The sequence below is a fragment of the Kitasatospora sp. NPDC096140 genome (assembly GCF_040303045.1).
Taxonomy (GTDB): domain Bacteria; phylum Actinomycetota; class Actinomycetes; order Streptomycetales; family Streptomycetaceae; genus Kitasatospora.
Map to the genome: position 1 here is coordinate 10,085 of NZ_JBEOUW010000025.1, position 22,562 is coordinate 32,646.

Here is a 22,562-nt window from a genome sequence, read left to right on the forward strand (position 1 = left end):
CCCACGCCACCAGCGGGGGGCCCGGGGGGGCGGTCGCCCCCCCCGCCCCCCCGGCGGTCGATGACCGCCGGGGCCCGGGAGGGGTGGGGTGCCGGTACGAACGCTCAGCTGTGCCGGCGGATCTCGACCGTGCGGAACCGGTTGGCGACGAACGCGCCGTCGCAGTAGGCGGAGTTGGCGGCCGGGTTGGCGCCGGTGCCGTGCAGGTCGGAGAAGGCGGCGGTCTGGTTGGGGTAGACGCCGCCGGTCAGGTTGAGCGAGAGGGAGACGCCGGAGTCCAGCGCGGCCTCGACCAGCAGCACCTCCACCTCGGGGGAGGTGGTGTAGCCGGAGGCCGTCATGGCGCCCTTCTCGCGGACGGTGGTGCGCAGCAGCTCGATGCCGGCGGCGGTGGATTCGACGGCGACGGCGAAGGAGACCGGGCCGAAGCACTCGCTGCGGAAGACCGAGCGGTCGTCCGGCTTGTCGGCGTTCAGCTTGACCAGGGCGGGGGTGCGGACGGTCGCGCCGGGGAAGTCGGGCGAGGTCACCGCGCGCGGGGCGAGGGCGAGTTCGCCGTACTCGCCACCGGCCGCGGCGGCCGAGCGCTGCAGCACACCGGGGTTGACCACGGCGCCGAGGATGGCGGCGGCGCGGGCGTCGTCGGAGAGCAGGCCCTCGATCGCGCCGGCGAGGTCGGCGACCACCTCGTCGTAGGTCTTGTCGCCCTGGTCGGTGCCGATGCCGCCGCGCGGGATCAGCACGTTCTGCGGGGTGGTGCACATCTGGCCGCTGTAGAGCGAGAGCGCGAAGGCCAGGTTGGACAGCATGCCCTTGTAGTCGTCGGTGGAGTCGATGACGACCGCGTTGACGCCGGCCTTCTCGGTGTACACCTGGGCCTGCTTGGCGTTCTCCTCCAGCCAGTCGCCGAAGGTGGTGGAGCCGGTGTAGTCGATCATCTTGATCTCGGGGCGGACTGCGAGGGCCGCGGCGACGGTGCCGCCCTCGTGCTCGGCGGCCAGGCAGACCAGGTTGGGGTCGTAGCCGGCCTCGGCGAGCACCTCGCGGGCGGTCCGGACGGTCAGCGCGAGCGGCAGCACGGCCCGGGGGTGGGGCTTGACCAGCACCGGGTTGCCGGTGGCGAGGGAGGCGAACAGGCCCGGGTAGCCGTTCCAGGTCGGGAAGGTGTTGCAGCCGATCAGCAGCGCGAGGCCGCGCGGGACGACGGTGAACTCCTTGGTCATCACCAGCGGGTCGCGCTTGCCCTGCGGCTTGGTCCAGTCGGCCTGCCGCGGCAGCCGGGTCTGCTCGGCGTACGCGTAGGCGACCGCCTCCAGGCCGCGGTCCTGGGCGTGCGGGCCGCCGGCCTGGAAGGCCATGCCGTAGGCCTGGCCGGTGGTGTGCATGACGGCCTGGGCGAACTCGTGGGAGGCGGCGTTGATCCGGTGCAGGATCTCCAGGCAGACGGCGGCGCGCTCCAGCGGGGAGGCGGCGGCCCAGCCGGGGCGGGCGGCGGTGAGCGCGCCGATCAGCGCGTCCGGGTCGGCGTGCGGGTAGGTGATGCCCAGCTCGACGCCGTACGGGGAGGCCTCGCCGCCGACCTGGTCGCCGTCGGTGGGGTGGCCCGCCAGGGCGAAGGGCTTGCCGAGCAGGGCGTCGAAGGCGGCCTTGCCGTCCGCCGGGCCGCTCTCGCCGTACGCCTTGGGGAACTCGGGGTAGGGCGACCAGTAGTCGCGCTTGGCGGCGGCGGCGAGCGCGGCGTCCAGGGTGGCCTGGTGGCGCTCGACGAGCTCGCTGACGAGGGGGTGGGTGACCGCTGCGGACATCTGTGCGCTCCTCAGAGGGGAGGACGGGACACGTCACAGAGTAACCGAACGATCGGTCGGCTCAAGAGGGTGCAGGGGTGGGAATCCGCCGGAACGGACGGAGGGCGCGTCCGCGGCGGACACGCCCTCCGGGGCTCGGGTGGACCGGCTCTACGGCACGCCCAGCTCGAACAGCACGTACCCGCCGTACCAGCCGGAGGCGATCGCACCGGTGCCCAGCACGGCGGCCAGCACCGGCCAGCTCAGCTTGCGCATGCCGAGCGCCAGCGCGATGAGCAGCGGGAACGCGGGCAGCAGGTAGCGCGAGGTGTTGCCGAAGATGCCGAGGCTGCCGAGCACCGAGACGATCGTGGCCAGGGTGTAGGCGGTCAGCACCAGCGGCGGGCGCAGCCGGATCATCAGCGTGATCAGCACCGGCAGGGTGAGCACGATCAGGGTCGCCAGGAGGTCCGGCACCGGGAAGGCGAAGGGGTAGTCGTTGCGGCCCAGCAGGACGCCGCGGACCGCGTGCCAGGTGCCCTGGCCGCCGTCGAAGTAGTGCAGCCAGGCGTCGTGCTGGAGCCGGAAGTAGCCGCCCCACTCGCCCATCCGCCAGCCCACCCAGCCGACGTAGCCGAGCAGGCCGATCGGGGCCAGCAGCATCGCGGCCAGCGGGCGCAGCACGCCGCTGTCCCGCCGGTACAGCTCGACCAGGGCGGCCAGGCCCACGGCGCCGATCAGGGCCGCCGCGGTCGGCCGGTTGAGCCCGGCGACCAGGGTGATCACCCCGGCCGCGACCCACTGCCTGGTCATCACGCAGTAGCAGGCCCAGGCGGCCAGCGCGACGAAGGTGGAGTCCGAGTAGACCGCCCACTCGGCGCCCGAGCCCGGTGCGATCGCCCAGATCCCGGCCGCGATCACGCCCGCCCGGACGTCCCCGGACAGCTTCTCCACCACGGCGTAGATGCCGGCGGCGGCGAACAGCGAGGCCACCACGGAGACCAGCATCCCGGCGCCGTACAGGCCGAGGCCGGTGACGTCCGAGGTCATCCGCATCAGGCCCGGGTAGAGCGGGAAGAAGGCGGCCGAGTTCTGCTCGACGCTCATGCCCTCCGTCCCCGCGACCGGGACCAGCGCCGGGTGGTAGCCGAACTGGGCCACCTGCTGGTACCACCAGCCGTCCCAGCTGGCCAGGACGTCCCACGGGTTGGCGCCGCCGCCGAACCGGGCCGGCTTCTTGGCGTAGTCGCCGGCGAAGGAGAGCAGCTTCATGAACACGGTGAAGCCGACCAGCTTGAGCACCGCGTAGCACCACACGGCCGGCCCGAAGCGGACGACCAGCGCGCGGGCACGCTCCTGCCAGGTGCGCGAGTGCTCCGGCTCCCCGCTGCGCTGCTCGGGCACGTCGGAGGCGACTGCCGGTATTGCGTTCATCAGCCGTGGACCCCAGCCTGCTCTGCACGTGGACGGATCGTCCGGAGAGTCTAGGGCCTGGGCCTTCTGGCCGGGGTGGGCCCGGCCGCGCGGGTGGTGTGGACCAGCGGGACCCGATCGCGTACCGCCCGGGGAGGCCGGGGATACTCGGAGGATGGCCGATCACACCACGCGCACCGCCTACACCGTGGAGTCACTGCTCGCGGTGACCGTCGACGTCTTCAACGAGCGCGGTTACGACGGCACCTCGATGGAGGACCTGTCCCGGGCGGCCGGGATCTCCAAGTCCTCCATCTACCACCACGTGCGCGGCAAGGAGGAGTTGCTGCGGCTGGCCGTCGGGCGGGCGCTGGACGGGCTGTTCGCGATCCTGGTCGAGCCGGCGGCGGTGGAGGGCCCGGCGGTGGAGCGGCTGGAGCACGTGGTGCGGCGCACCGCGGAGGTGCTGCTGGCGGAGCTGCCGTACGTGACGCTGCTGCTGCGGGTGCGGGGCAACACGGCCACCGAGTTGTGGGCGCTGGAGCGGCGCCGGGACTTCGACCACCAGGTCGCGGAGCTGCTGCGGGCGGCGGTCGCGGACGGCGCGCTGCGGGCGGACGTGGAGCCCCGGCTGGCCACCCGGCTGCTGTTCGGGATGATCAACTCGATCGTGGAGTGGTACCGGCCGGGGCTCAAGGCCGCCGACGGGGTCGCGGACGCGGTGGTGCACCTGGCCTTCGACGGGCTGCGGGCGCGGTAGCCGGTCGTCGGCGGGGGCCTGGCAGGGGGTCGGGCCGGGGGTTGCCGGGGGGGCGTCAGGGGGTCTGCGGGTCCGGGGGGACCTGGTCGGTCTCCTCGAAGACCAGCATGGTGCGGGTGCCGAGCACCTGGGGGATGGACTGGATGCGGTTGAGCACGAGCTCCCGCAGGGTCCGGTTGTCGGCGGTGTGCACCAGCAGCAGGACGTCGAAGTCCCCGCCGACCAGCGCGATGTGCGCCACCCCGGGCAGCTCCAGCAGCTGCTCGCGGACCGTGCGCCAGGAGTTCTGGACGATCTTCAGCGTGATGTACGCGGACGCCGCCTGACCGGCCCGTTCGTGGTCCACCCGGGCGGTGAAGCCGCGGATGATGCCGTCCTCGACCATCCTGGAGATCCGGGCGTACGCATTGGCCCGGGACACGTGCACCCGCTCGGCGACCGAGCGGATCGAGGCGCGACCGTCCTGCTGCAGCAGCCGCAGGATCGAACGGTCGACCCGGTCGAGTCTGGACATCTGTTCAGCCGACATGACCCCCCACCCTCACCGATTGGACACACTGCCACCAGTCGACCGCTCCGCAGGCCGAATGTCCACCACCTTGTCACGCTTCTGGTCAAGATGAACAGACGACCGAACAATCGGTAGGGAGCCCCCGCCACTCCTGGAGGTGCCCCGAGATGACCGTTCTCGACCACAGACACCACTCGCTCGTGCCCGGCTGGTCGCCCGGGGCCACCGCCCCGCGCACCGACCCGGCCCCCCTACTCCCGGACCTCTCCCCCGTCCGGGTGCTCGGCACCCCCGCGCTGGAGAAGTACGACCCGGCGCTGCTGCGCGAGCTCTACCGACGCCTGGTCGTCGGCCGCCGCTACAACCAGCAGGCGACCACCCTGACCAAGCAGGGCCGCCTCGCCGTCTACCCGGCGTCCACCGGCCAGGAGGCCTGCCAGGTCGCCGCCGCGCTGGTGCTCCGCGACCGCGACTGGCTGTTCCCCAGCTACCGCGACACCCTCGCCGTGGTCTCCCGCGGCGTGGACCCGCTGGAGGCGCTGACCCTGCTGCGCGGCAACGCCCACACCGGCTACGACCCGCGCGCCACCCGCACCGCCCCGCTCTGCACCCCGCTCGCCACCCAGGCCCCGCACGCCGTCGGGCTGGCGCACGCCGCCCGGCTGAGCGGCGAGCCGGCCGTCGCGCTGGCGATGCTCGGCGACGGCGGCACCAGCGAGGGCGACTTCCACGAGGCGCTGAACTTCGCGGCCGTGCTCAACGCGCCGGTGGTCTTCCTGGTGCAGAACAACGGCTACGCGATCTCCGTCCCGCTCAGCGCGCAGTCCGCCGCGCCCAGCCTGGCCCACAAGGCCGTCGGCTACGGCATGCCGGGCCGGCTGGTGGACGGCAACGACGCCCCCGCCGTGCACTCCGTGCTGGCCGAGGCGGTCGAGCGGGCCCGCACCGGCGGCGGCCCGACCCTGGTCGAGGCGCTGACCTACCGGATCGAGGCGCACACCAACGCCGACGACGCGACCCGCTACCGCACCGAGCCCGAGGTGGACGCTTGGCGGGAGCACGACCCGATCCTGCTGATGGAGCGCGCACTGCGCGAACTCGGCGTGCTGGACGACCGGCTGGTGCAGGAGGCCGCGGACGAGGCGGAGGCGCTGGCGGCCCGGATGCGGGCCGAGTTCCACGCCGACCCGGAGCTCGACCCGATGGCGCTGTTCGCCCACGTCTACGCCGAGCCGACCCCGCAGCTGCGGGAGCAGGCCGCCCAGTTGTCCGCCGAGCTGGCCGCCGAGGCCGAGGTGCAGCACTGATGAACCAGACGGCCACCCCCGTGCGCACCGCCTCCATGGCGCAGGCACTCAACTCCGCGCTGCGGGACGCCATGCGCGAGGACCCCGCGGTGCACGTCCTCGGCGAGGACGTCGGCGCGCTCGGCGGCGTCTTCCGGATCACCGACGGGCTGACCGCCGAGTTCGGCCCGGACCGCTGCCTGGACACCCCGCTGGCCGAGGCCGGCATCCTCGGCACCGCGATCGGCATGGCGATGTACGGGCTGCGCCCGGTGGTCGAGATGCAGTTCGACGCCTTCGCCTACCCGGCGCTGGAGCAGCTGTTCTCGCACGTCGCCAAGATGCGCAACCGCACGGCGGGCAAGCTGCCGCTGCCGATCACCGTCCGCGTCCCGTACGGCGGCGGCATCGGCGGCGTCGAGCACCACAGCGACGCCTCCGAGGCGTACTACACCAGCACCCCCGGCCTGCACGTGGTCACGCCCGCGACGGTCGCCGACGCGTACGGGCTGCTGCGCGCCTCGATCGCCTCCGACGATCCGGTGGTGTTCCTGGAGCCCAAGCGGCTCTACTGGGGCAAGGCCGAGCTGGACCCGGCGGCGCCGGTCGAGCCGATCGGCCGGGCCGTGCTGCGGCGCACCGGGACGTCCGCCGTGCTGATCACCTACGGCCCCTCGCTGCCGGTCTGCCTGGAGGCGGCCGAGACGGCGAAGGCCGAGGGCTGGGACCTCGCGGTGCTGGACCTGCGCACCCTGGTGCCGTTCGACGACGAGACGGTCTGCCGGGTCGTGCGCTCGATCGGCCGGGCCGTGGTGGTGCACGAGGCGACCGGCTTCGGCGGCACCGGCGCGGAGATCGCCGCACGGGTCACCGAGCGCTGCTTCCACCACCTGGCCGCGCCCGTGCTGCGGGTCACCGGCTTCGACATCCCGTACCCGCCGCCGATGCTGGAGCACCATCACCTGCCCGGGGTGGACCGGATCCTGGACGCGGTCGCCCGGCTGCAGTGGGAGGACTGAGCATGATGCCCGTCGTGCGGGAGTTCCGGCTGCCCGACCTCGGTGAGGGACTCACCGGGGCGGAGGTCGTGCGGTGGATGGTCGAGGTCGGCGAGGTGATCGCCGTCGACCAGCCGGTGGTGGAGGTGGAGACCGCCAAGGCCGTGGTGGAGGTGCCCTGCCCGTACGGCGGGGTGGTCACCGCGCGGTACGGCGAGGAGGGCGAGGAGATCGCCGTCGGCGCTCCGCTGGTGACGGTCGCGGTGGCGGCGTCGGGCGGGGCCGCCGACGAGCCGGTGGGTTCCGCCGGTTCGGCGGGTTCGGCCGGTTCGGGTGCCGGGCGCGCTCCCGCGGCCTCCGCCGAGGTCGAGCGGCCGCTGGTCGGGTACGGCGTCGCGGAGACCGGGAAGGGCGGTCGGCGGCGCCGGGTCGGGGTGGCCGCTGCGGGGGCGGCTCCGGTGGCCGCTCCGGCGGTGACGGCGCCTGCGGCGGCTGCGGCGGTTGTGGCTCCGGCTCCGGCCCCGGCTCCGGCTCCGGCCGCGCCGGTCGTGGTGCCGGTGATCTCGCCGCTGGTGCGGCGGCTGGCCCGGGAGCAGGGCGTCGACCTGGCCGCGCTCACCGGCAGCGGACCGGACGGACTGATCATGCGGGCGGACGTCGAACGGGCGGTCGCGGCCAAGGTGGCCGCTCCGGTCGCCGCCGCCCGGCCCGCCGCGGCCGCGGTGCCGGAGGGCGTCGTCCCGCTGCGCGGGCTGCGCAAGGCGGTGGCCGAGAAGCTCAGCCGCAGCCACCGGGAGATCCCGGCGGCGACCTGCTGGGTGGATGCCGACGCCACCGAACTGATGGCACTGCGGCGGCAGTTGAACGCGACTCCGGGCCCGAAGGTGAGCGTGCTGGCGCTGTTGGCGCGGATCTGCACGGTCGCGCTGGCGCGCTTCCCCGAGCTCAACTCCTCGGTGACCGAGGACGGTTCGGGAATCGTCCGGCACTCGGCGGTGCACCTGGGCTTCGCCGCGCAGGGCGAGCGCGGCCTGGTCGTCCCGGTGGTGCGGGACGCGCAGGCCCGCAGCACCGAGCAGCTCGGCGAGGAGCTGGGCCGGTTGACCGAGGCGGCGCGCAGCGGCGCGCTCACCCCGGCCGAGCTGACCGGCGGCACCTTCACGCTGAACAACTACGGGGTGTTCGGCGTGGACGGTTCCACCCCGATCCTCAACCACCCCGAGGCGGCGATGCTCGGGGTCGGCCGGATCGTCGCCAAACCGTGGGTGCACGGCGGGGAGTTGGCGGTGCGCGAGGTGACGCAGCTGTCGTTCACCTTCGACCACCGGGTCTGCGACGGCGGGACGGCGGGCGGTTTCCTGCGGTTCGTCGCGGACTGCGTGGAGCAGCCGGGGATGCTGCTGCGGCAGCTCTGAGGAGCGGCGCCGTCGAGCGACGACGGTTGCCCTGGGTGGACGGGGGGCCACTCAGGGCAACCGCGATCGAGTGAGAGTAGCGCGTTCCCGGGCCGGGTGTCCGGGCTTCGCGTGATTTGTCGGATGAGCACTTCGGGCGTGCCACGCTGCCTAGGCGTCAACAGAGACAAGCCAGGTGGTGGCGTAGGCCGGCCGGAGGCGAAACGATTCTCTTGGGTACTCGAAACGTAGCGGTGAAGTCCCGCAGAACACTTCTGGTCCGCACCGGGCACGGCTCGGCGGGGGCCGCCTCCGTCCCGGGCCTGCCGGAGCTCCCGCCCGAGGGGACTCCGGTGCCGCAGGCGCCGTCGCCGACCCGGGCCGTCCGGCCGCCGATGCCGCTGGACCCGCCGGACCTGCCGCCGGTGCTGCCGACGCCGCCGGTGCCTCCGGTGCTGACGCTGCCGCCGGTACCGCCGGCGGGCGCGCCCGCGACCGTCCTTCCGCCCGCGACCGTCCTTCCGCCCGCGACCGTCCTTCCGCCGGCGCCGGACGCTCGTGGGGCGGAGCACCTCCGCCCGGTGATCCCGGCGATGCCGTCCGAGCCGCCGACCGTCCCCGCACCGGGCTCGCCCGGGCCGAGCTTCCCGGCGCCGGACCACCCGGCGCCGAGCTACCCCGAGGCGGTCTCGGTCACCGGCAGCTCGCCCGCCTTCCGCCCGCTGTTCGCCGACGCGCCCGGGCTCAACTGGGCCGGACCAGGTGACAGTTGGAGCGACGCCTGGGCCGCGCCGACCCCCGCCGGGCAGCCTCCGGCGACGCCCGTCGCCGCACTGCCCGCACCCCCCGCGGCGCCGTCCGCGCTGCCGGTCGCGCTGCCGTCCGCGAACCCCGGCGTCGGGCAGGCCCTCGTCCCCGCCGTCGAACTGCCGCTCACCGCGCGGGACATCGAGCTGATCCGGGACAGCCTCGCGGCCGTCGAGCCGGTGGCCGACCGGGCCACCGCGCACTTCTACGCGTTGCTCTTCCTGCACCACCCCGAGGTCCGCTCGCTCTTCCCCGCCGCCATGGACGTCCAGCGCGACCGGCTGTTCCGCGCCCTGCTCACCGCCGCCCGCGGCGCCGAGGACCCGGTGGCCCTGCGCGCCAGGCTGGGCGCTCTCGGCCGCGGCCACCGCCGGTACGGCACCCTGACCGGCCACTACGCCCCGGTGGGCGAGTGCCTGGTGCAGGCGCTGGCCAGGTACACGGGCGGGCGCTGGGACACCGACACCGAGCTGGCCTGGCGGCGCGCCTACCGGCTGATCTCCTCGATCATGATCGAGGCCGCCGAGGAGGCCGCCCGCACCTCGCCGCCCTGGTGGCAGGGCGAGGTGGTCCGGCACGAGCGCCCCACCCGGGACGTCGCGGTGATCACCGTCCGCCCTGACCAGGCGTACCCGTTCCGGGCCGGGCAGTACACCAGCCTGGAGACGCCCTGGTGGCCGCGGGTCTGGCGGCACTACTCCTTCGCCGCCGCGCCCCGCCCGGACGGGCTGCTGACCTTCCACGTCAAGGCCGTCCAGGCGGGCTGGGTGAGCAACGCGCTGGTCCACCGGGCCGCACCCGGGGACGTGCTGCGGCTGGGCCCGGCGGCCGGCGCGATGACCGTCGACCACACCGGCGGCGCGGACCTGCTCTGCCTCGGCGGCGGCACCGGCATCGCGCCGATCCGCGCACTGGTCGAGGAGATCGCCGGGCACGGCGCGCCCGGCCGCCGGGTCGAGGTGTTCTACGGCGCCCGCCGCACCGCCGAGCTGTACGCGCTGGACGGGCTGCGCGAGCTGGCCCGGGTCCACCCCTGGCTGACGGTGCACCCGGTGCTGTCGGGCAGCGGCAACGGCCCGGCCCTGGGGACGATGACCGGCGAACTCCCCGAGGTGGTCGGCCGGTTCGGCCCGTGGGCGGGCCGCGACGCGGTGCTCAGCGGGCCGCCCGCGATGGTGCGCCGGGGCGTCGGGGTGCTGCTGCGCGCGGGAGTGCCGGCCGAGCGCATCCGGCACGACCTGGTCGGCGACCTGGCCGCCGGGTGATCACCCGAGATCGGGCGCGAGCAGCGCGCGGATGCCCTCGATGTTGGCCGCCAGGTACGCCCGCAGCCGGGGCGGGACCACGTTGACCGAGGTGACCCCCTCGCGGGTGAACGGCAGCCGGACCACCTCGTACTCCCCGTTCGGCTCCGTCACCTCCGGCCCGTGCCGTCGGCTGAGGTCCATCGAGGCGAGCCGGCAGACGAAGAAGTGCTGCACCTTGACCCCGTGCGGGTGCAGGAGGGTGCCGTCGTCATGGTGCGTGTGGCTGATGGTGTCGACGAAGGCGGGCACCACGTCCACGACCTTGCCGCCGAGCTCCTCGTCCACCTCGCGGTGCAGCGCCTCGACCACCGTCCGGTCGCCGCGCTCGACCCCGCCGCCGGGCGTGATCCAGTACGGGTGCGGCGCGCCCGGCCGGACCCGCCGGATCAGCACGATCGAGGCCGGGCCGTACGGATCGTCCGGGTCCAGCTCCAGCAGGATCGCCCGCGCCGTCCGCTTCACGACCGGGCGCGGTGGCGGGGTTCGGTTGTCGGGGCCCATGGCCACCTCCGGGGCTGGAGCGTTGTGCGGGAGTCTCCCGCGCCGGGAATGCGTCGAAACCCCGGGAATGGGGCGAAACCCCGGGAATGCGTCCGGACCCCCGGGACCGGGTCGAAGCCCGACCGGGGCAGAACGAGAGGACTGGCGCCATGCAGCACAGCAGAGTCCAGGGGCACCTGGTGATGAACCTCGTGGTCTCGCACGAGCTCTCCGTGCGCGTCCCGGTGGACGCGGTCTACGAGGCCGGTGATCCGTACGCCGTCCGGCTCGCCTTCCACCTGCCCGGTGACGCACCGGTGACCTGGTTCTTCGCGCGGGAGCTGCTGCTCGACGGGATCACCGGCCCGGCGGGCGAGGGCGACGTGCACATCCACCCGGTCGACGAGGCGTCCACGGAGGTGCGCATCCTGCTGCGCTCCCCCGCCGGTGACGCCGTGCTGCGGGCCCCGTCCGCGCCGCTGCTCGCCTTCCTGGCCGGCACCGCCCGGCTGGTGCCGGTGGGGCAGGAGCTGATCGGGCGGGAGCTCGACGCCAAGCTCGCGGCCATCCTCCGCGGGCGGGAGAACGCGGGCTGAGGCGGCCCGCGGAGGACGCCCGCGGCGATCCCGCGGCGATGCACGGAGTGCCCCGCGGCACGCGCGCGGCACGACGAAGGGGCCCGTACCCGGGTGGTCCACCCGGGTACGGGCCCCTCGCGCACACTCCGCACGACGGCGGTCAGTCGTCGTCCAGGGCCAGGTGCAGGCCCCACGCCACCAGGCTGATGATCAGCGAACCGAACAGCGCGGCCCAGAAGTCGGTCACGTGGAAGTCCAGCTGCAGCTTCCCCGACGCCCACGAGGTCAGCATCAGCATCAGGGCGTTGATCACGAAGGTGATCAGGCCCAGTGTGAGGATGAACAGCGGGAACGAGAACAGCTTGACCACCGGCTTGATCAGCCAGTTGACGACGCCGAAGACGACGGCGACGCCGAGCACCGTGAGCGCCTTGTGCTGCCAGTCGGCGTTGCCCTGGGCGAGTTGGATGCCTGCGACGATCCAGGCGGCGGCCCAGATGGCCGCCGCGTTGATCAGTGTCTTGATGACGAAACCCTTCATACCGCCCAAGCCTGGCAGGCGGCACCGCCCGGGGGAACCACCACACGGCGGATTGGTGCCGAAGGCCCGCTCCCGCCCCCGGAGGACGGCCGACCGGCCGGTGGCCGGGGACCCCGCCGCCGGGGCGCTCGCCTAGGGTCGTCCGCATGACCCGCAGCCTCACCGAAGAACGCAGCCTCACCGAGGAACTCTGGGCGGCCATCGAGCCGGTCTACGCCGAGATCCTGGCCCACCCCTTCCTCGCCGGCCTCACCGACGGCACCCTGCCGCGCGAGGCCTTCCGCCACTTCGTCGTCCAGGACTCGCACTACCTGCGCGACTACGCCCGCGCCCTCGCCGTCTGCGCCGCCAAGGCGCCCGGCGAGGAGGACGTCCGGGCCTTCGCCGACGACGCGGTCGGCGCACTGGCCGCCGAGCAGGGCATGCACGCGGAGTTCCTGACCGCCTTCGGCGGCACCGCCGAGCAGGCCGCCGCCGAACCCGTGCTGCCCACCACCCGGGCCTACACCAGCTATCTGCTGGCCACCGTCTACGGCGGCTCCTTCGCCGAGGCCGTCGGCGCGGTGCTGCCCTGCTACTGGATCTACGCCCGGGTCGGCGGGGCCCTGCTCGCCCAGGGCTCCCCCGACCCGCTCTACGCCAAGTGGATCGCGACCTACGGCGACGACGCGTTCCAGTCGGTGGTCCGCCGGGTGCTGGCGCTCACCGACCGGATCGGCGAGGAGCTCTCCGCGGCCGAACGCCGCAAGGTGGTCGAGCACTTCGTGACCACCTCACGCTACGAGTGGATGTTCTGGGACGCCGCCTGGCGCGGTGAGCGCTGGCCGGTCTGACCGGCGGCGGATCCTGCCGCGGATCCGGCGGCCCCCGCCGACCGCCCGCCCCTCCGCCCGCCGACCGCCCGCCCCTCCGCCCGCCGACCGCCCGCCCCTCCGCCCGCCGTTCCGCCCGCCCCTCCGCCCGCCGTTCCGACCGGCGGCGGACCGGTTCCCGGCCGTTCGGCGGGGGCCTTCCAGGGGGTGTCCCCGTAGATCCCCGGGGGTGTTCCCCGGGGGTCGGGGTCGGGGTGATCTCGGGGTTCTCTCCGGGCCGTTGGGCCTCGTTCCGGCACTCCGGCCCCCGTACGATCGAAGTATCGAAAGCAAGCGGGATCCGGCACCGGACGGCGGCCGGCCCGAGGGGAGAAGAGGAACGGACATGGCTGAGCTCTGGAAGTCGCTGCCCTCCTGGGTGCGCAACATCGTCATCCCGGTGCTGGTCCTGGTGCTGGCCTGGAACATCGTGGCCTTCGTCTTCGGGGTGATCGGGACGCTGCTGGGCTTCGCGATCAAGCTGCTGGTGGTGGTCGGCATCGCGGCCGCCGTGGTGATCCTGGTGAAGAAGGCCGCCAAGAGCTGACCTCCCTCCCGAACGCCGCCCTGAGGCCCGGTCCCCGTCACGGGGAGCCGGGCCTCGGCCGTTCCCGGCCGATGGACCCGCTCTGGACCAGCGGCGATCGGCTCGCTACCGTGTTGGGCGTCATGTGCAGGCAACACCGCCTGCGACGCGGGAGCTCGGAGCACCGGGCTGAGAGGGCGCTGACCGGGACGTCGACGGACGGACCGACGGCTGCGTCGACCGCAGGAACCTGACCGGGTAATGCCGGCGTAGGGAGTAGAGGTCAGATGACCACGTTCGACGCACAGCCGCAGTCTGTCCGGAGCGCCCCCAGCAGCGAGCGCACCGGCTACCCGACCCCGGCCTGGAGCAAGGCCTACCGCGAGGGATCCCGCCCCGACCTGCGGGTCCCCTACCGCGAGGTGCGGCTCACCAACGGCAGGTCCGTCCCGCTGTACGACACCTCCGGCCCGTACACCGACCCGGCGTACGAGCCCGACGTGCGGCGCGGCCTGCCCGCGCTGCGCGACGCCTGGATCCGCCAGCGCGGCGACGTCGAGGAGTACGACGGCCGCGAGCCGCGCCCCGAGGACGACGGGATCAAGCACACCGCGCCGCGCGGCGGGAACCTGCGCAACCTGGACGCCGTCTTCCCCGGCCGCCCGCGCCGTCCGCTGCGCGGCCGCGGCGGTGCGGCCGTCACCCAACTCGCGTACGCCAAGCGGGGCGTGGTGACCCCGGAGATGGAGTTCGTGGCCCTCCGCGAGGGTCTGGCGCCCGAGTTCGTGCGCGACGAGGTGGCCCGCGGCCGGGCCGTCATCCCGGTCAACGTGAACCACCCCGAGGTGGAGCCGGCGATCATCGGCACCAACTTCCTGGTGAAGATCAACGCCAACATCGGCAACTCGGCCGTCACCTCCTCGATCGAGGAGGAGGTGGAGAAGATGACCTGGGCCACCCGCTGGGGCGCCGACACCGTCATGGACCTCTCCACCGGCCGCAACATCCACACCACCCGCGAGTGGATCCTGCGCAACTCCCCCGTGCCGATCGGCACCGTGCCGCTCTACCAGGCCCTGGAGAAGGTGGACGGCAAGGCCGAGGAGCTGAGCTGGGAGGTCTACCGGGACACCGTCGTCGAGCAGTGCGAGCAGGGCGTCGACTACATGACCGTCCACGCCGGCGTGCTGCTGCGCTACGTCCCGCTGACCGCCCGCCGCAAGACCGGCATCGTCTCGCGCGGCGGCTCGATCATGGCCGCCTGGTGCCTGGCGCACCACCAGGAGAACTTCCTCTACACCAACTTCGAGGAACTCTGCGACATCCTCGCCGCCTACGACGTGACCTTCTCGCTCGGTGACGGCCTGCGCCCCGGCTCGATCGCGGACGCCAACGACGAGGCGCAGTTCGCCGAACTGCAGACCCTCGGCGAGCTCGGCCGGATCGCCCGCGAGCGCGACGTCCAGGTGATGATCGAGGGCCCGGGCCACGTCCCGATGCACAAGATCAAGGAGAACATGGATCTCCAGAAGGAGATCTGCGACGAGGCGCCGTTCTACACCCTCGGCCCGCTCACCACCGACGTCGCCCCCGGCTACGACCACATCACTTCGGGCATCGGCGCCGCGATGATCGCCTGGTGGGGCACCGCGATGCTCTGCTACGTCACGCCCAAGGAGCACCTGGGCCTGCCCAACCGGGACGACGTCAAGACCGGCGTGATCACCTACAAGATCGCCGCCCACGCCGCCGACCTCGCCAAGGGCCACCCCGGCGCCCAGGAATGGGACGACGCGCTCTCCGACGCCCGCTTCGAGTTCCGCTGGGAGGACCAGTTCAACCTGGCCCTCGACCCGGAGACCGCCCGCGACTTCCACGACGAGACGCTGCCCGCCGAACCCGCCAAGACGGCCCACTTCTGCTCCATGTGCGGCCCGAAGTTCTGTTCGATGAAGATCTCCCAGAAGATCCGCGACGAGCACGGCGACGGCGCCACGGCCGTGGCCTCCGGCTACGACGCCGAGGCGGTGGCCGGCATGCAGGCCATGTCCGAGGAGTTCAAGGCCCAGGGCAACCGGGTCTACCTCCCGCTGGCCGACTGACCATCGGTGTGGACCGCGCTGCTCCGGGAGGCAGGAGGGGGCTTCCCGGCGCAGCGCGGGCGCACTGAGATGCATGCCATGCCGTCATGACCAGTGGACGACGTGCCGGCGGCTCTCGGAAAGTCCTCCCGATCACGGCAACCTTTGTGTGCGTGGCGGCAACCGGCAGGTAACCGTGGCCGAGACCGAGGCCCACTGCGCCGGAGGGGCACGTTGTTGCCAGATCAGAACCGCGGAAAACCGCTCTGTGGCGCAGGGCCGTGCCTGGGATGATCCGTGCCATGCAGCCTTGGAACGCCTTGAGCCCGGCCGAGCAGACGCTGATGCGCCGTGGCCTGTGGCAGTCGCGCCTGGCCGGAACGGTCCAGCAGTACGGAATCGATCTCCGGTGGGCCGGGGCGAAGGATGCCCCGCCGCTACGGAGCTACAGCCGGGACGAACAGCGCGCGCTGGTACCCCAGTTGGCCCCGGTCGTCCTGGATCTGGTCGAGCGCGGTCTGCTCACCGTCCGGATACGACAGGGTATGGGCGCTGCCCCGACCGATCCCGTCGTGACCGGCTCGCAGCTGCAGCACGTGCTGGCCGAGCCGGCCAACTGGCTCTGGAGCCCGAAGGCGGCCGCGACGTTCGACCTGCACGCCACCGAGTCCGCGCGCGAGTGGTGGCACACGAGCGCGCTTCCGGCCGCGACCGGTGACGGTCTGCCCGGCTGGGACGAACTCACCCGCGAGCAACAGAAGGTGCTGGTCTGCGCCGCCGAGTTCAGCGGCATGCTCACCGGGCCGTTCGGCATCTGGGAGGATCTGCCGACCGAGCTGACCGGCACGGAGCTCTCCGAGTGGGTCGATCGCCAGCTCGCTCCCCTGCTCCCGTACGTGCGTGAGGGCTGGATCGAGGTCCGCCACTTCCCGGTGGAGTCGGGCGAGGCCTTCACGGTGATCCCGCTCGACGACCTCCGAACCGCCTTCGCGGACCGCTCTCTCCGCCACGACGACCGCGACGACTGGGTCGGTCTCGGCTGCGTCTTCACGTACACGGGCCTGGCCGTCTGGCGTAGTGGTGCGAGCGCGGCCTGGGGCAGCCGGCTGACCTTCGACTGACGAGAATCGCCCGAGCCGGCCCGCTTTCCCGTCACCGCGGGCGGAGATGGAACCGTACGGCCCGCACGGCGAGATCGGCGGGGAAGTCCGAGTGGTTCTGCCAGACGATCGCAGCACCGACCATCAGATCCCACGCCTGCGCGGTCCGGGCCCTCTGGGGCACGTATCCGAGGGACGTCCGCTTCATCCGCACTCCACGTAGTGCCTCGGTGTACGCGGATCGAAGCGTCACGGACAGCGCCTGGCCGATCCTGTCGGCCTCGCTCGCCGGAAGCGCCGCGGCGTCGTGCAGCCGGGCGCAGAGAAAGTCGTTCAGGCGATTGAGATCATCTTCGGTCAGTTGTTCCACGGGATCATCATCCCGCCGGGGTCACCCTGTGCCGTTCCCGTCGCCGCGGACGGTGCCGCCCCGGTCCACCCCCGTGGGGCCGGGGCGGCGCCGTGGTCAGTGGCCGGCGTCCGCGGGGTACCAGCGGAGTTCGACGGTGTTGCCGTCGGGGTCGCGGACGTAGAGGGAGGTGGCGGTGCCGCGGGCGCCGTAGCGGGGGACGGGGCCTTCGAGGACGGTGAAGGTGCCGGCGTCGATGACCTCCTGCCAGTCGAGGGGCTCGACGGTGAGGCAGATGTGGTCGACGTTGGACTCCTGCCGGGGGCGGTCGGTCAGGTCGATGATGGTGTCGGCGGTGACGCGGACGGAGGGGAACCCCACCTTCCCGGCCCGCCACTCGTCGACGCGGACGGGCTCCAGGCCCAGCTGGTCCACGTAGAAGGCCAGGGAACGCTCGACGTCCGAGACGTTGAGGACGAGGTGGTCGAAGGCGATGACGCGCATGGTGGGTCCTCCGGTGGGTGGGGGTGTCGTGGGTGGTGGTCAGGCCTGGCGGTAGTGCAGGTGGACCACGCCGGTGCGGAAGGTGGCCGAGTGGGCGAGCTGCAGCGGGATCCGGTCCTGCTCGGTGAACAGGCGGATGCCGGAGCCCAGGACGATCGGGTGGACGAGCAGGTGGAGGTCGTCGATCAGTCCGGCGCGCAGCAGGGACCGGGTGAGCATGATGCTGCCGGAGAGGCTGATGTCGCGGCCCGGCCGGCGCTTGAGCTCGGTCAGCTCGGCGACGAGGTCGCCGGAGAGGACGCTTGAGTTGTTCCACTCGGCCTTGTCGAGCGTGGTGGACACGACCAGCTTGGGGATCGCGTTGAGCGCGTCCGCCATGTCGCCGGTCTGCTGCGGCCAGGTGGCGGCGAAGGTCTCGTAGGTGCGCCGGCCGAGCAGCAGGGTGTCGGCCGCGGCGGCGAGGCCGCCGACGACGGCGCCCATCTCCTCGTTCAGGTACGGGAAGTGCCAGGTCTCGGGGGCTTCGACCACGCCGTCGAGGGACATGAAGAGGCCCGCGGTGATCCGGCGCCCGGTGCCGGCGGAGTCGGTGGCGGCGGTGGTGGCGGCCGGGTCGGTGGCGCTGGTCATGGGGGGCTCCGGGCGTGGCTCGGGGGATCGCCGCGGGCTGTTCCGCGCGGTCGGTGACGTGTTCCACGATCCTCCGGAACGGACCCGCCATCAACGCATGATCGACGTACGATCGTTGAGTCATATTCAACGATCGAGGGGCGGGGTGGGCTGATGCTGGAGCGGCTGGAGGTCGAGGTCTTCCTCGCGCTCGCGGAGGAGCTGCACTTCGGCCGGACGGCCGAGCGTCTGCGCCTGACCACCGGGCGGGTCAGCCAGGTGGTGAAGAAGCTGGAGCGCCGGATCGGCGGCCCGCTGTTCGAACGTACCAGCCGGACGGTGCGACTCACCGCCGTGGGAAGCCAGTTGGCCGACGACCTGGCCCCGGTGGTGGAGGCGATGGCGGCGGCCCTGCGCCGGGCGGAGGACGCCAGCCGCGGGGTGACCGGGGAGCTGCGGGTCGCGTTCCTCGGCGAGTGGACGGCTCCGTTGCTGCTCAAGGCGGTCGCGCTGTTCGGCGAGCGGCACCCCGACTGCCGGGTAGACGTCCGCGAGGTCCAGCTCTCCAACTCCCGGGCGAGCCTGGTGGACGGCTCGGTGGACGTCCTGATCGCCTCCTACCCGTTCGACGGCATGGCCTGCGGGCCGGTGCTGCTGACCGAGCAGCGGGTCCTCGCGGTGGCCGCCGGGCACCCGCTGGCCGCGGAGCGGTCGGTGTCGATCGAGGTGCTCGCCGACCACCCGGTGGTGCAGTACCCGGCCGTCACCTCGGTGGGCTTCAAGCGGGACCGCACCCCCGACCACACGCCGTCCGGTCGGCCGGTCACCAGGGGCCCGTCCGGCGGGACGTTCTCCGAGATGCTCAGCCTGGTCGCCCTGGGCCGCGGCGTGCTGCCGGTCGGCGAGCACTCCCGCCGTTACTACCCGCGCCCGGACGTCGCCTACGTGCCCATCCACGACGCGCCGCCGATCGAACGCGGCCCGATCTGGCGGGAGGGCAACTCGACCGCGCGGGTCCTGGCGTTCGTCCGGGCGGCGGCGGACGCCGCCGGCGGGCCGGCCACCGGTGGGCCCGCTGCCGGGGCAGCGCCGTCGTGCGTCGCGGCGGCGGCCGGCTGAGCGGGAAAAGCGCTGGTGGGAGGGTATGGCCCGGGTGCAGACTCCCCGCATGTCCGAACAGACGGAGGGCGCGGGCGCGCCGCCGGAATGGTGTGTGGTGGCCAACGTCGCCGCCACGACCACCCACGGCCCGGACGGTGCGCAGGTGCGGTCCGGGCTCAGGCACTTCGCGCCGGGGGCGCGGCTCTGGGTGTCCCCGCCCCGCTACCCGGACGAGGACGGCGACGTGCACGTGGTGGGGCTGCACCGCGGCGGCGGGAGGCGCCACATCAGCATCATCATCCGGCGGCGCCACCTGGAGGGCTTCCGGGTCAGGCGCCTGCACGAGCCCGCCGTGTGGCGTGCCAGGTGGCGGAGCCCGTACTGGAACCTGGACCGGGTGTGGTGCTGCCCCGACCTGGCCCGGCCCTGGGTCGAGCGCTGGAACGCGGTGGCCGCGGGGCTGCCGGTCGGGGAGCACCCGCCGTGGCCGAGCCGGTTCGGGGACGGGCCGCTCGCCGAACCCTGCCCGCACGGGGCCGGGGCGGGCTGACCGGCGCCCTGCCTGTACGGGCGCGGTCTGACCGGCGCCCTGCCCGCACGGGCGCGGTCTGATCGGCGCCCTGCCCGGGGGACGGCGCGCGCACGGGCGAACCCGCCCCCCGGGCGGGGAGCGGGCGCCGGTCCGGTCCGCCGTCAGGGCAGCAGCAGGCCCCACGACAGGGCCCAGGGCACGAACACCGCCGAGGCCAGCAGCAGCGCGCCGAGCCGGGCGCGGTCCAGGCCGCGGGTGGCGGCGAGGGCGGCCCGCCGCCGCAGCGCGGTGCAGGCGGCGACGCCCGCGGATCCCACCGCGACCACGGCGAGCAGCTGCACCGCCAGCCAGACCACCGGACGGCCGAGCAGCACCGGCCCGGGGAACATCGCGGCCGTGACCATCAGGAAGAACAGGTAGCCGAGCCCGCCCAGCAGCGCGGCGGTGCCGGTGGCGGCCGCCCAACGGGCGGCGCGGGGCAGGGCGGCGGAGCGCGGTCGGCGGCGGATCCGGCGGGCGGCGCCGGTCAGCGCGTAGCCGGCGAAGCCGGTCAGGCAGAGCAGGGTGGCGACGGCTTCGGCCCAGGTGCGCTGGTACCAGGGCAGCGGGGCGAGCGCGTGGCTGAGGGTGTCCTGGTGCGGGGCCGGATCGGCCGAGGCGGCGGGGAGCGCGGTGGCGAGGCGCTGGATCCAGGCGGTCTCGGCCTCGGCGTAGTCCGGCGGCAGCCGGTCGGGCCGGTCGTACCCGTCGTCGTCGGTCAGGTGCAGGTTGTGCCGGACGCCGGGGACCGTCCGCAGCGTGTAGTGGGTGTTGCCGGCGCGGTCGAGGGCCTGCCGGATGATCGCGGCGCTCTCCTCCGGGGCGGCTTCGCGGTCGAGCGTGCCCCACTCGGCGAGGACCGGCTGGTGGACCCGCTCCCACACCGGCACCGGGTCGTAGTCGGCCTCCGGGAAGAGTCCGGCGGCGGCGAGCACCCGCACCGAGCTGTCGGGCAGCGCGGTGCGCAGCGAGCCGGAGACGCCGGCGTGGCGCAGGTAGCCGTCGTACGCCCAGGCCTGCTGGCGGGCCGGGGTGAGGCCGACCGCGCCGGCCGTGACCAGGTACGCCACGTCGCCGGAGCGGGCGGCGGCGAGCGAGACCACCCAGGCACCCTCGGAGAGGCCCCACAGGCCGACCCGGCCCGGTGCGACCTCCGGCCGGGCGCGCAGCAGCCGGACGGCGGCGAGGGCGTCGTCGGCGAGCTGCCCGTAGTCGCGGTGGGTCATCGAGTAGCCGTCGGTGCGCTTGTCGAAGATCAGTGTGGTGATGCCGCGTCGGGCGTACGCCTCGGCGGCCGGCCGCAGTTCGCCCAGCGGGCCGGGGCCGGCTCCGGGGACCATGACCAGCCCGGGTCCGCGGTGGCGGGCCGTGGCGGTGGGCGGGGTCAGCACCAGGCCGTGCAGGACGGTGCCGCCGGCGCCGGCGAAGTCGACCCGGGTTTCGACCGGGTCGCCCGCGGCGGCCGGGGCGGCGCTCGGAGCCTTCGGCGCCGGGGTCGGGGTCGGGGTCGTCGCCCGGTTCATGGCCGCCGGGGACTTCGCGCCCGGGGCGGTCGCGCCCGGGGCCTTCGGCGTGGTGGCACGTGCCGGCCCCGCGCCGGGGAGCAGCCCGAGCAGGGCCAGCAGCAGGGCGGTGACCAGCAGTGCCGTCGGTGCGGTGCGGGTGTGCGCGGTGTGCTGTGGTCCGGTCCGTCCGATGTTCATCATCGGCCTCCCCCGGGTCGGCGGTCTCGTGTGCTTCCAGCCTGGCGGGAGGCGGTGCCCCGGGCGATGGTGGTCGCACCCGGATCGGGGGTGTATGCATCCCCCGGATCCGAACTCGGGTTGAGTCGCGGGGGTGGTGGTCGACGGGTCAGGTCACGTCGTCGGGGCCGGTGAAGGCCGGTGGGGTGTAGCCGGGGCCGGTGTACCCGGGGCCGGTGAAGTCGGGGGTGGTGAACGCGGCGGGGCGGGGGGTGCGGCCCTCGGGGTCGGTCAGGCCGTCGGGGCCGGGGCTGGTGAAGGCGGGCGAGGTGTAGCCGGGGCTGCTGAAGTCGGGGCTGCTGAAGTCGGGCCGCTCGGCGGGGTCGTGGTCGCCGGCGGGGGAGTCGGCGGGGGAGGCGGCCGGCGGGCCGGAGGCGGTACCGGGGTCGGCGGCGCGCTCGCGCCCGGGCACCGGCGGGAGCGCGGCGTGCAGGTAGGGCAGCAGGCCGCGGTCGCGCAGCGCGGTGCGCCACTCGGTGCGGGCGTCGGTGAGTTCGGCGGCGAGCTCCGGGTCGGTGCCGGCCGGGGTGGCCGCGGCGCCGTCGCGTATGGCGGTGAGGAGGAGCCCGACGATGCCGATGGCCATCGCGGCGACTCCGGCGGCGAGTGCCACCCAGCCGGCCGTGACGAGCGAGCGGGCGAGGGCGAGGTCCGGGTCGGCGGCGCGCAGCAGGTAGCCGATCAGCAGCAGGAAGACGGCGGCGGCCCAGGCCAGGATCGGGGTGAGCACGGTGAGGACGGGGAACAGTCCGGCGCCGCCGTTCGCGGAGCGCAGTTGGGTGAGCAGGCCGGGGGCGGTGGGTTCGGCGCCGGGTGGTGGCGGGGGTGTGGTGCGCAGGCTCTCGCGCAGTCGGCTGTAGTGCGCGTACTCGGTGCCGGCGGCGGCGTTGATGCCGTCGGCGTCGCGCAGCGCGCGGATGCGCAGTTGGTCGGTGGTGAGCGCGCCGGGCGCGCGCAGGGCGGTGAGGACGGTGCGGTCGCGCAGTGCTTCGGCGAGGAGGCGCTCGAACTCCGGGCGGTCCTCGGCGAGCAGCGGCGGGGGGTTGGACATGGGGACCCCGTTCGTGCGGACCCCGGTTCGCTCCGCCCCGGGGGCGCGGGCGCCCTCAGGACGCCGAAACGGGCGCGGAGGCGGGCCGCCGGACGGGCGGCCGGGTGTGGTGTGCCTCATGGTAGGGGCGGGTGTGCCCGGGCTGACAGTCGGTTTCCGGAATTTCGCGCCCCGGGCCGCGCGTGCGCGACGGCCCGGGCGCCGGGAACAATCGTTCG

At 73.9% G+C, this 22,562-nt stretch carries 22 protein-coding genes; 12 read left to right on the forward strand and 10 right to left on the reverse strand.

The genetic code is table 11. The features are described from left to right. Positions 1–104 precede the first annotated feature (104 nt). A complete protein-coding gene (paaN, locus tag ABT048_RS24635; protein WP_350523646.1) occupies positions 105–1,805 on the reverse strand; it encodes a phenylacetic acid degradation protein PaaN in 1,701 nt (566 codons plus the stop codon). A gap of 150 nt (positions 1,806–1,955) precedes the next feature. After that, positions 1,956–3,218, reverse strand: a complete 1,263-nt coding sequence (locus ABT048_RS24640) for a putative hexosyltransferase (protein ID WP_350523647.1) — start codon at positions 3,216–3,218, stop codon at positions 1,956–1,958. 154 nt (positions 3,219–3,372) lie between these two features. Between ABT048_RS24640 and ABT048_RS24645 the strand changes: the two genes are divergently transcribed. Beyond that, the gene (locus ABT048_RS24645) at positions 3,373–3,957 is read left to right on the forward strand and encodes a TetR/AcrR family transcriptional regulator (protein ID WP_350523648.1); all 585 of its coding nucleotides are present in this window, start codon (positions 3,373–3,375) and stop codon (positions 3,955–3,957) included. Between the two features lie 55 nt (positions 3,958–4,012). On the opposite strand, the gene ABT048_RS24650 is transcribed toward ABT048_RS24645, so the two are convergent. After that, a complete protein-coding gene (locus ABT048_RS24650; protein ID WP_350523649.1) occupies positions 4,013–4,486 on the reverse strand; it encodes an Lrp/AsnC family transcriptional regulator in 474 nt (157 codons plus the stop codon). 149 nt (positions 4,487–4,635) lie between these two features. On the opposite strand from ABT048_RS24650, the gene pdhA reads away from it, so the two are divergent. The 4 genes from pdhA to ABT048_RS24670 all read left to right on the forward strand — a co-directional run bounded on the left by pdhA (position 4,636) and on the right by ABT048_RS24670 (position 10,218). Further along, positions 4,636–5,775: a pyruvate dehydrogenase (acetyl-transferring) E1 component subunit alpha gene (gene pdhA / locus ABT048_RS24655; RefSeq protein ID WP_350523650.1), complete on the forward strand. Its 1,140-nt coding sequence runs from the start codon at positions 4,636–4,638 to the stop codon at positions 5,773–5,775. Continuing rightward, on the forward strand, positions 5,775–6,773 hold the full coding sequence (locus ABT048_RS24660; protein WP_350523651.1) for an alpha-ketoacid dehydrogenase subunit beta: 999 nt from the start codon (positions 5,775–5,777) through the stop codon (positions 6,771–6,773). The genes pdhA and ABT048_RS24660 overlap by 1 nt, the downstream gene beginning before the upstream one ends. A gap of 5 nt (positions 6,774–6,778) precedes the next feature. Beyond that, complete coding sequence (locus tag ABT048_RS24665; protein WP_350523759.1) at positions 6,779–8,167, forward strand: dihydrolipoamide acetyltransferase family protein; 1,389 nt, start codon at positions 6,779–6,781, stop codon at positions 8,165–8,167. A gap of 233 nt (positions 8,168–8,400) precedes the next feature. After that, positions 8,401–10,218: a globin domain-containing protein gene (locus tag ABT048_RS24670; RefSeq protein ID WP_350523652.1), complete on the forward strand. Its 1,818-nt coding sequence runs from the start codon at positions 8,401–8,403 to the stop codon at positions 10,216–10,218. On the opposite strand, the gene ABT048_RS24675 is transcribed toward ABT048_RS24670, so the two are convergent. Further along, the gene (locus ABT048_RS24675; protein ID WP_350523653.1) at positions 10,219–10,761 is read right to left on the reverse strand and encodes an NUDIX domain-containing protein; all 543 of its coding nucleotides are present in this window, start codon (positions 10,759–10,761) and stop codon (positions 10,219–10,221) included. It lies immediately after the preceding gene. Between the two features lie 149 nt (positions 10,762–10,910). Here ABT048_RS24675 and ABT048_RS24680 point away from each other — a divergent pair, with 149 nt between their 5' ends. Then, positions 10,911–11,336 (forward strand): SsgA family sporulation/cell division regulator, encoded by a 426-nt coding sequence (locus ABT048_RS24680; RefSeq protein WP_350523654.1) that lies wholly within the window; start codon positions 10,911–10,913, stop codon positions 11,334–11,336. A gap of 142 nt (positions 11,337–11,478) precedes the next feature. On the opposite strand, the gene ABT048_RS24685 is transcribed toward ABT048_RS24680, so the two are convergent. Beyond that, positions 11,479–11,859 (reverse strand): phage holin family protein, encoded by a 381-nt coding sequence (locus ABT048_RS24685; RefSeq protein ID WP_350523655.1) that lies wholly within the window; start codon positions 11,857–11,859, stop codon positions 11,479–11,481. Positions 11,860–12,005: 146 nt separating this feature from the next. Here ABT048_RS24685 and tenA point away from each other — a divergent pair, with 146 nt between their 5' ends. From tenA to ABT048_RS24705, 4 genes are all read left to right on the forward strand, one after another. Further along, the gene (gene tenA / locus ABT048_RS24690) at positions 12,006–12,692 is read left to right on the forward strand and encodes a thiaminase II (RefSeq protein WP_350523656.1); all 687 of its coding nucleotides are present in this window, start codon (positions 12,006–12,008) and stop codon (positions 12,690–12,692) included. Between the two features lie 364 nt (positions 12,693–13,056). Next, entirely contained in the window at positions 13,057–13,257 is a 201-nt protein-coding gene (locus ABT048_RS24695; RefSeq protein ID WP_350523657.1) for a DUF5326 family protein, read from the forward strand. Between the two features lie 266 nt (positions 13,258–13,523). Beyond that, positions 13,524–15,338 carry a phosphomethylpyrimidine synthase ThiC gene (gene thiC, locus ABT048_RS24700; protein ID WP_350523658.1) on the forward strand — a complete coding sequence of 605 codons (1,815 nt, stop codon included), beginning with the start codon at positions 13,524–13,526 and terminating at the stop codon, positions 15,336–15,338. Positions 15,339–15,619: 281 nt separating this feature from the next. Next, positions 15,620–16,438 carry a hypothetical protein gene (locus tag ABT048_RS24705; RefSeq protein WP_350523659.1) on the forward strand — a complete coding sequence of 273 codons (819 nt, stop codon included), beginning with the start codon at positions 15,620–15,622 and terminating at the stop codon, positions 16,436–16,438. 31 nt (positions 16,439–16,469) lie between these two features. Here ABT048_RS24705 and ABT048_RS24710 read toward each other — a convergent pair whose 3' ends face one another. The 3 genes from ABT048_RS24710 to ABT048_RS24720 all read right to left on the reverse strand — a co-directional run bounded on the left by ABT048_RS24710 (position 16,470) and on the right by ABT048_RS24720 (position 17,900). Further along, positions 16,470–16,787, reverse strand: coding sequence for a hypothetical protein (locus ABT048_RS24710; protein WP_350523660.1), 318 nt, complete (start codon positions 16,785–16,787; stop codon positions 16,470–16,472). Between the two features lie 96 nt (positions 16,788–16,883). After that, entirely contained in the window at positions 16,884–17,270 is a 387-nt protein-coding gene (locus ABT048_RS24715) for a VOC family protein (protein ID WP_350523661.1), read from the reverse strand. 39 nt (positions 17,271–17,309) lie between these two features. Beyond that, positions 17,310–17,900: a dihydrofolate reductase family protein gene (locus tag ABT048_RS24720; protein ID WP_350523662.1), complete on the reverse strand. Its 591-nt coding sequence runs from the start codon at positions 17,898–17,900 to the stop codon at positions 17,310–17,312. A gap of 153 nt (positions 17,901–18,053) precedes the next feature. Between ABT048_RS24720 and ABT048_RS24725 the strand changes: the two genes are divergently transcribed. Both ABT048_RS24725 and ABT048_RS24730 read left to right on the forward strand, forming a co-directional pair. Next, on the forward strand, positions 18,054–18,998 hold the full coding sequence (locus ABT048_RS24725; protein WP_350523663.1) for a LysR family transcriptional regulator: 945 nt from the start codon (positions 18,054–18,056) through the stop codon (positions 18,996–18,998). A 49-nt stretch (positions 18,999–19,047) separates the two neighbouring features. Beyond that, positions 19,048–19,530: a hypothetical protein gene (locus tag ABT048_RS24730; RefSeq protein WP_350523664.1), complete on the forward strand. Its 483-nt coding sequence runs from the start codon at positions 19,048–19,050 to the stop codon at positions 19,528–19,530. 143 nt (positions 19,531–19,673) lie between these two features. Here the strand turns inward: ABT048_RS24730 and ABT048_RS24735 are convergent, their stop codons facing one another. Both ABT048_RS24735 and ABT048_RS24740 read right to left on the reverse strand, forming a co-directional pair. Then, positions 19,674–21,254 carry an alpha/beta hydrolase family protein gene (locus ABT048_RS24735; protein ID WP_350523665.1) on the reverse strand — a complete coding sequence of 527 codons (1,581 nt, stop codon included), beginning with the start codon at positions 21,252–21,254 and terminating at the stop codon, positions 19,674–19,676. A 148-nt stretch (positions 21,255–21,402) separates the two neighbouring features. Then, positions 21,403–22,344 carry a hypothetical protein gene (locus ABT048_RS24740; RefSeq protein WP_350523666.1) on the reverse strand — a complete coding sequence of 314 codons (942 nt, stop codon included), beginning with the start codon at positions 22,342–22,344 and terminating at the stop codon, positions 21,403–21,405. Positions 22,345–22,562 lie beyond the last annotated feature (218 nt).

What these genes read in the sequence shown, in the direction of transcription:
- paaN (WP_350523646.1), bottom strand. Translation starts at nt 1,805, where the DNA reads ATGTCCGCAGCGGTCACCCACCCCCTCGTCAGCGAGCTCGTCGAGCGC.
- ABT048_RS24640 (WP_350523647.1), bottom strand. Translation starts at nt 3,218, where the DNA reads ATGAACGCAATACCGGCAGTCGCCTCCGACGTGCCCGAGCAGCGCAGC.
- ABT048_RS24645 (WP_350523648.1), top strand. Translation starts at nt 3,373, where the DNA reads ATGGCCGATCACACCACGCGCACCGCCTACACCGTGGAGTCACTGCTC.
- ABT048_RS24650 (WP_350523649.1), bottom strand. Translation starts at nt 4,486, where the DNA reads ATGTCGGCTGAACAGATGTCCAGACTCGACCGGGTCGACCGTTCGATC.
- pdhA (WP_350523650.1), top strand. Translation starts at nt 4,636, where the DNA reads ATGACCGTTCTCGACCACAGACACCACTCGCTCGTGCCCGGCTGGTCG.
- ABT048_RS24660 (WP_350523651.1), top strand. Translation starts at nt 5,775, where the DNA reads ATGAACCAGACGGCCACCCCCGTGCGCACCGCCTCCATGGCGCAGGCA.
- ABT048_RS24665 (WP_350523759.1), top strand. Translation starts at nt 6,779, where the DNA reads ATGCCCGTCGTGCGGGAGTTCCGGCTGCCCGACCTCGGTGAGGGACTC.
- ABT048_RS24675 (WP_350523653.1), bottom strand. Translation starts at nt 10,761, where the DNA reads ATGGGCCCCGACAACCGAACCCCGCCACCGCGCCCGGTCGTGAAGCGG.
- ABT048_RS24680 (WP_350523654.1), top strand. Translation starts at nt 10,911, where the DNA reads ATGCAGCACAGCAGAGTCCAGGGGCACCTGGTGATGAACCTCGTGGTC.
- ABT048_RS24685 (WP_350523655.1), bottom strand. Translation starts at nt 11,859, where the DNA reads ATGAAGGGTTTCGTCATCAAGACACTGATCAACGCGGCGGCCATCTGG.
- tenA (WP_350523656.1), top strand. Translation starts at nt 12,006, where the DNA reads ATGACCCGCAGCCTCACCGAAGAACGCAGCCTCACCGAGGAACTCTGG.
- ABT048_RS24695 (WP_350523657.1), top strand. Translation starts at nt 13,057, where the DNA reads ATGGCTGAGCTCTGGAAGTCGCTGCCCTCCTGGGTGCGCAACATCGTC.
- thiC (WP_350523658.1), top strand. Translation starts at nt 13,524, where the DNA reads ATGACCACGTTCGACGCACAGCCGCAGTCTGTCCGGAGCGCCCCCAGC.
- ABT048_RS24705 (WP_350523659.1), top strand. Translation starts at nt 15,620, where the DNA reads ATGCAGCCTTGGAACGCCTTGAGCCCGGCCGAGCAGACGCTGATGCGC.
- ABT048_RS24715 (WP_350523661.1), bottom strand. Translation starts at nt 17,270, where the DNA reads ATGCGCGTCATCGCCTTCGACCACCTCGTCCTCAACGTCTCGGACGTC.
- ABT048_RS24720 (WP_350523662.1), bottom strand. Translation starts at nt 17,900, where the DNA reads ATGACCAGCGCCACCGACCCGGCCGCCACCACCGCCGCCACCGACTCC.
- ABT048_RS24725 (WP_350523663.1), top strand. Translation starts at nt 18,054, where the DNA reads ATGCTGGAGCGGCTGGAGGTCGAGGTCTTCCTCGCGCTCGCGGAGGAG.
- ABT048_RS24730 (WP_350523664.1), top strand. Translation starts at nt 19,048, where the DNA reads ATGTCCGAACAGACGGAGGGCGCGGGCGCGCCGCCGGAATGGTGTGTG.
- ABT048_RS24735 (WP_350523665.1), bottom strand. Translation starts at nt 21,254, where the DNA reads ATGAACATCGGACGGACCGGACCACAGCACACCGCGCACACCCGCACC.
- ABT048_RS24740 (WP_350523666.1), bottom strand. Translation starts at nt 22,344, where the DNA reads ATGTCCAACCCCCCGCCGCTGCTCGCCGAGGACCGCCCGGAGTTCGAG.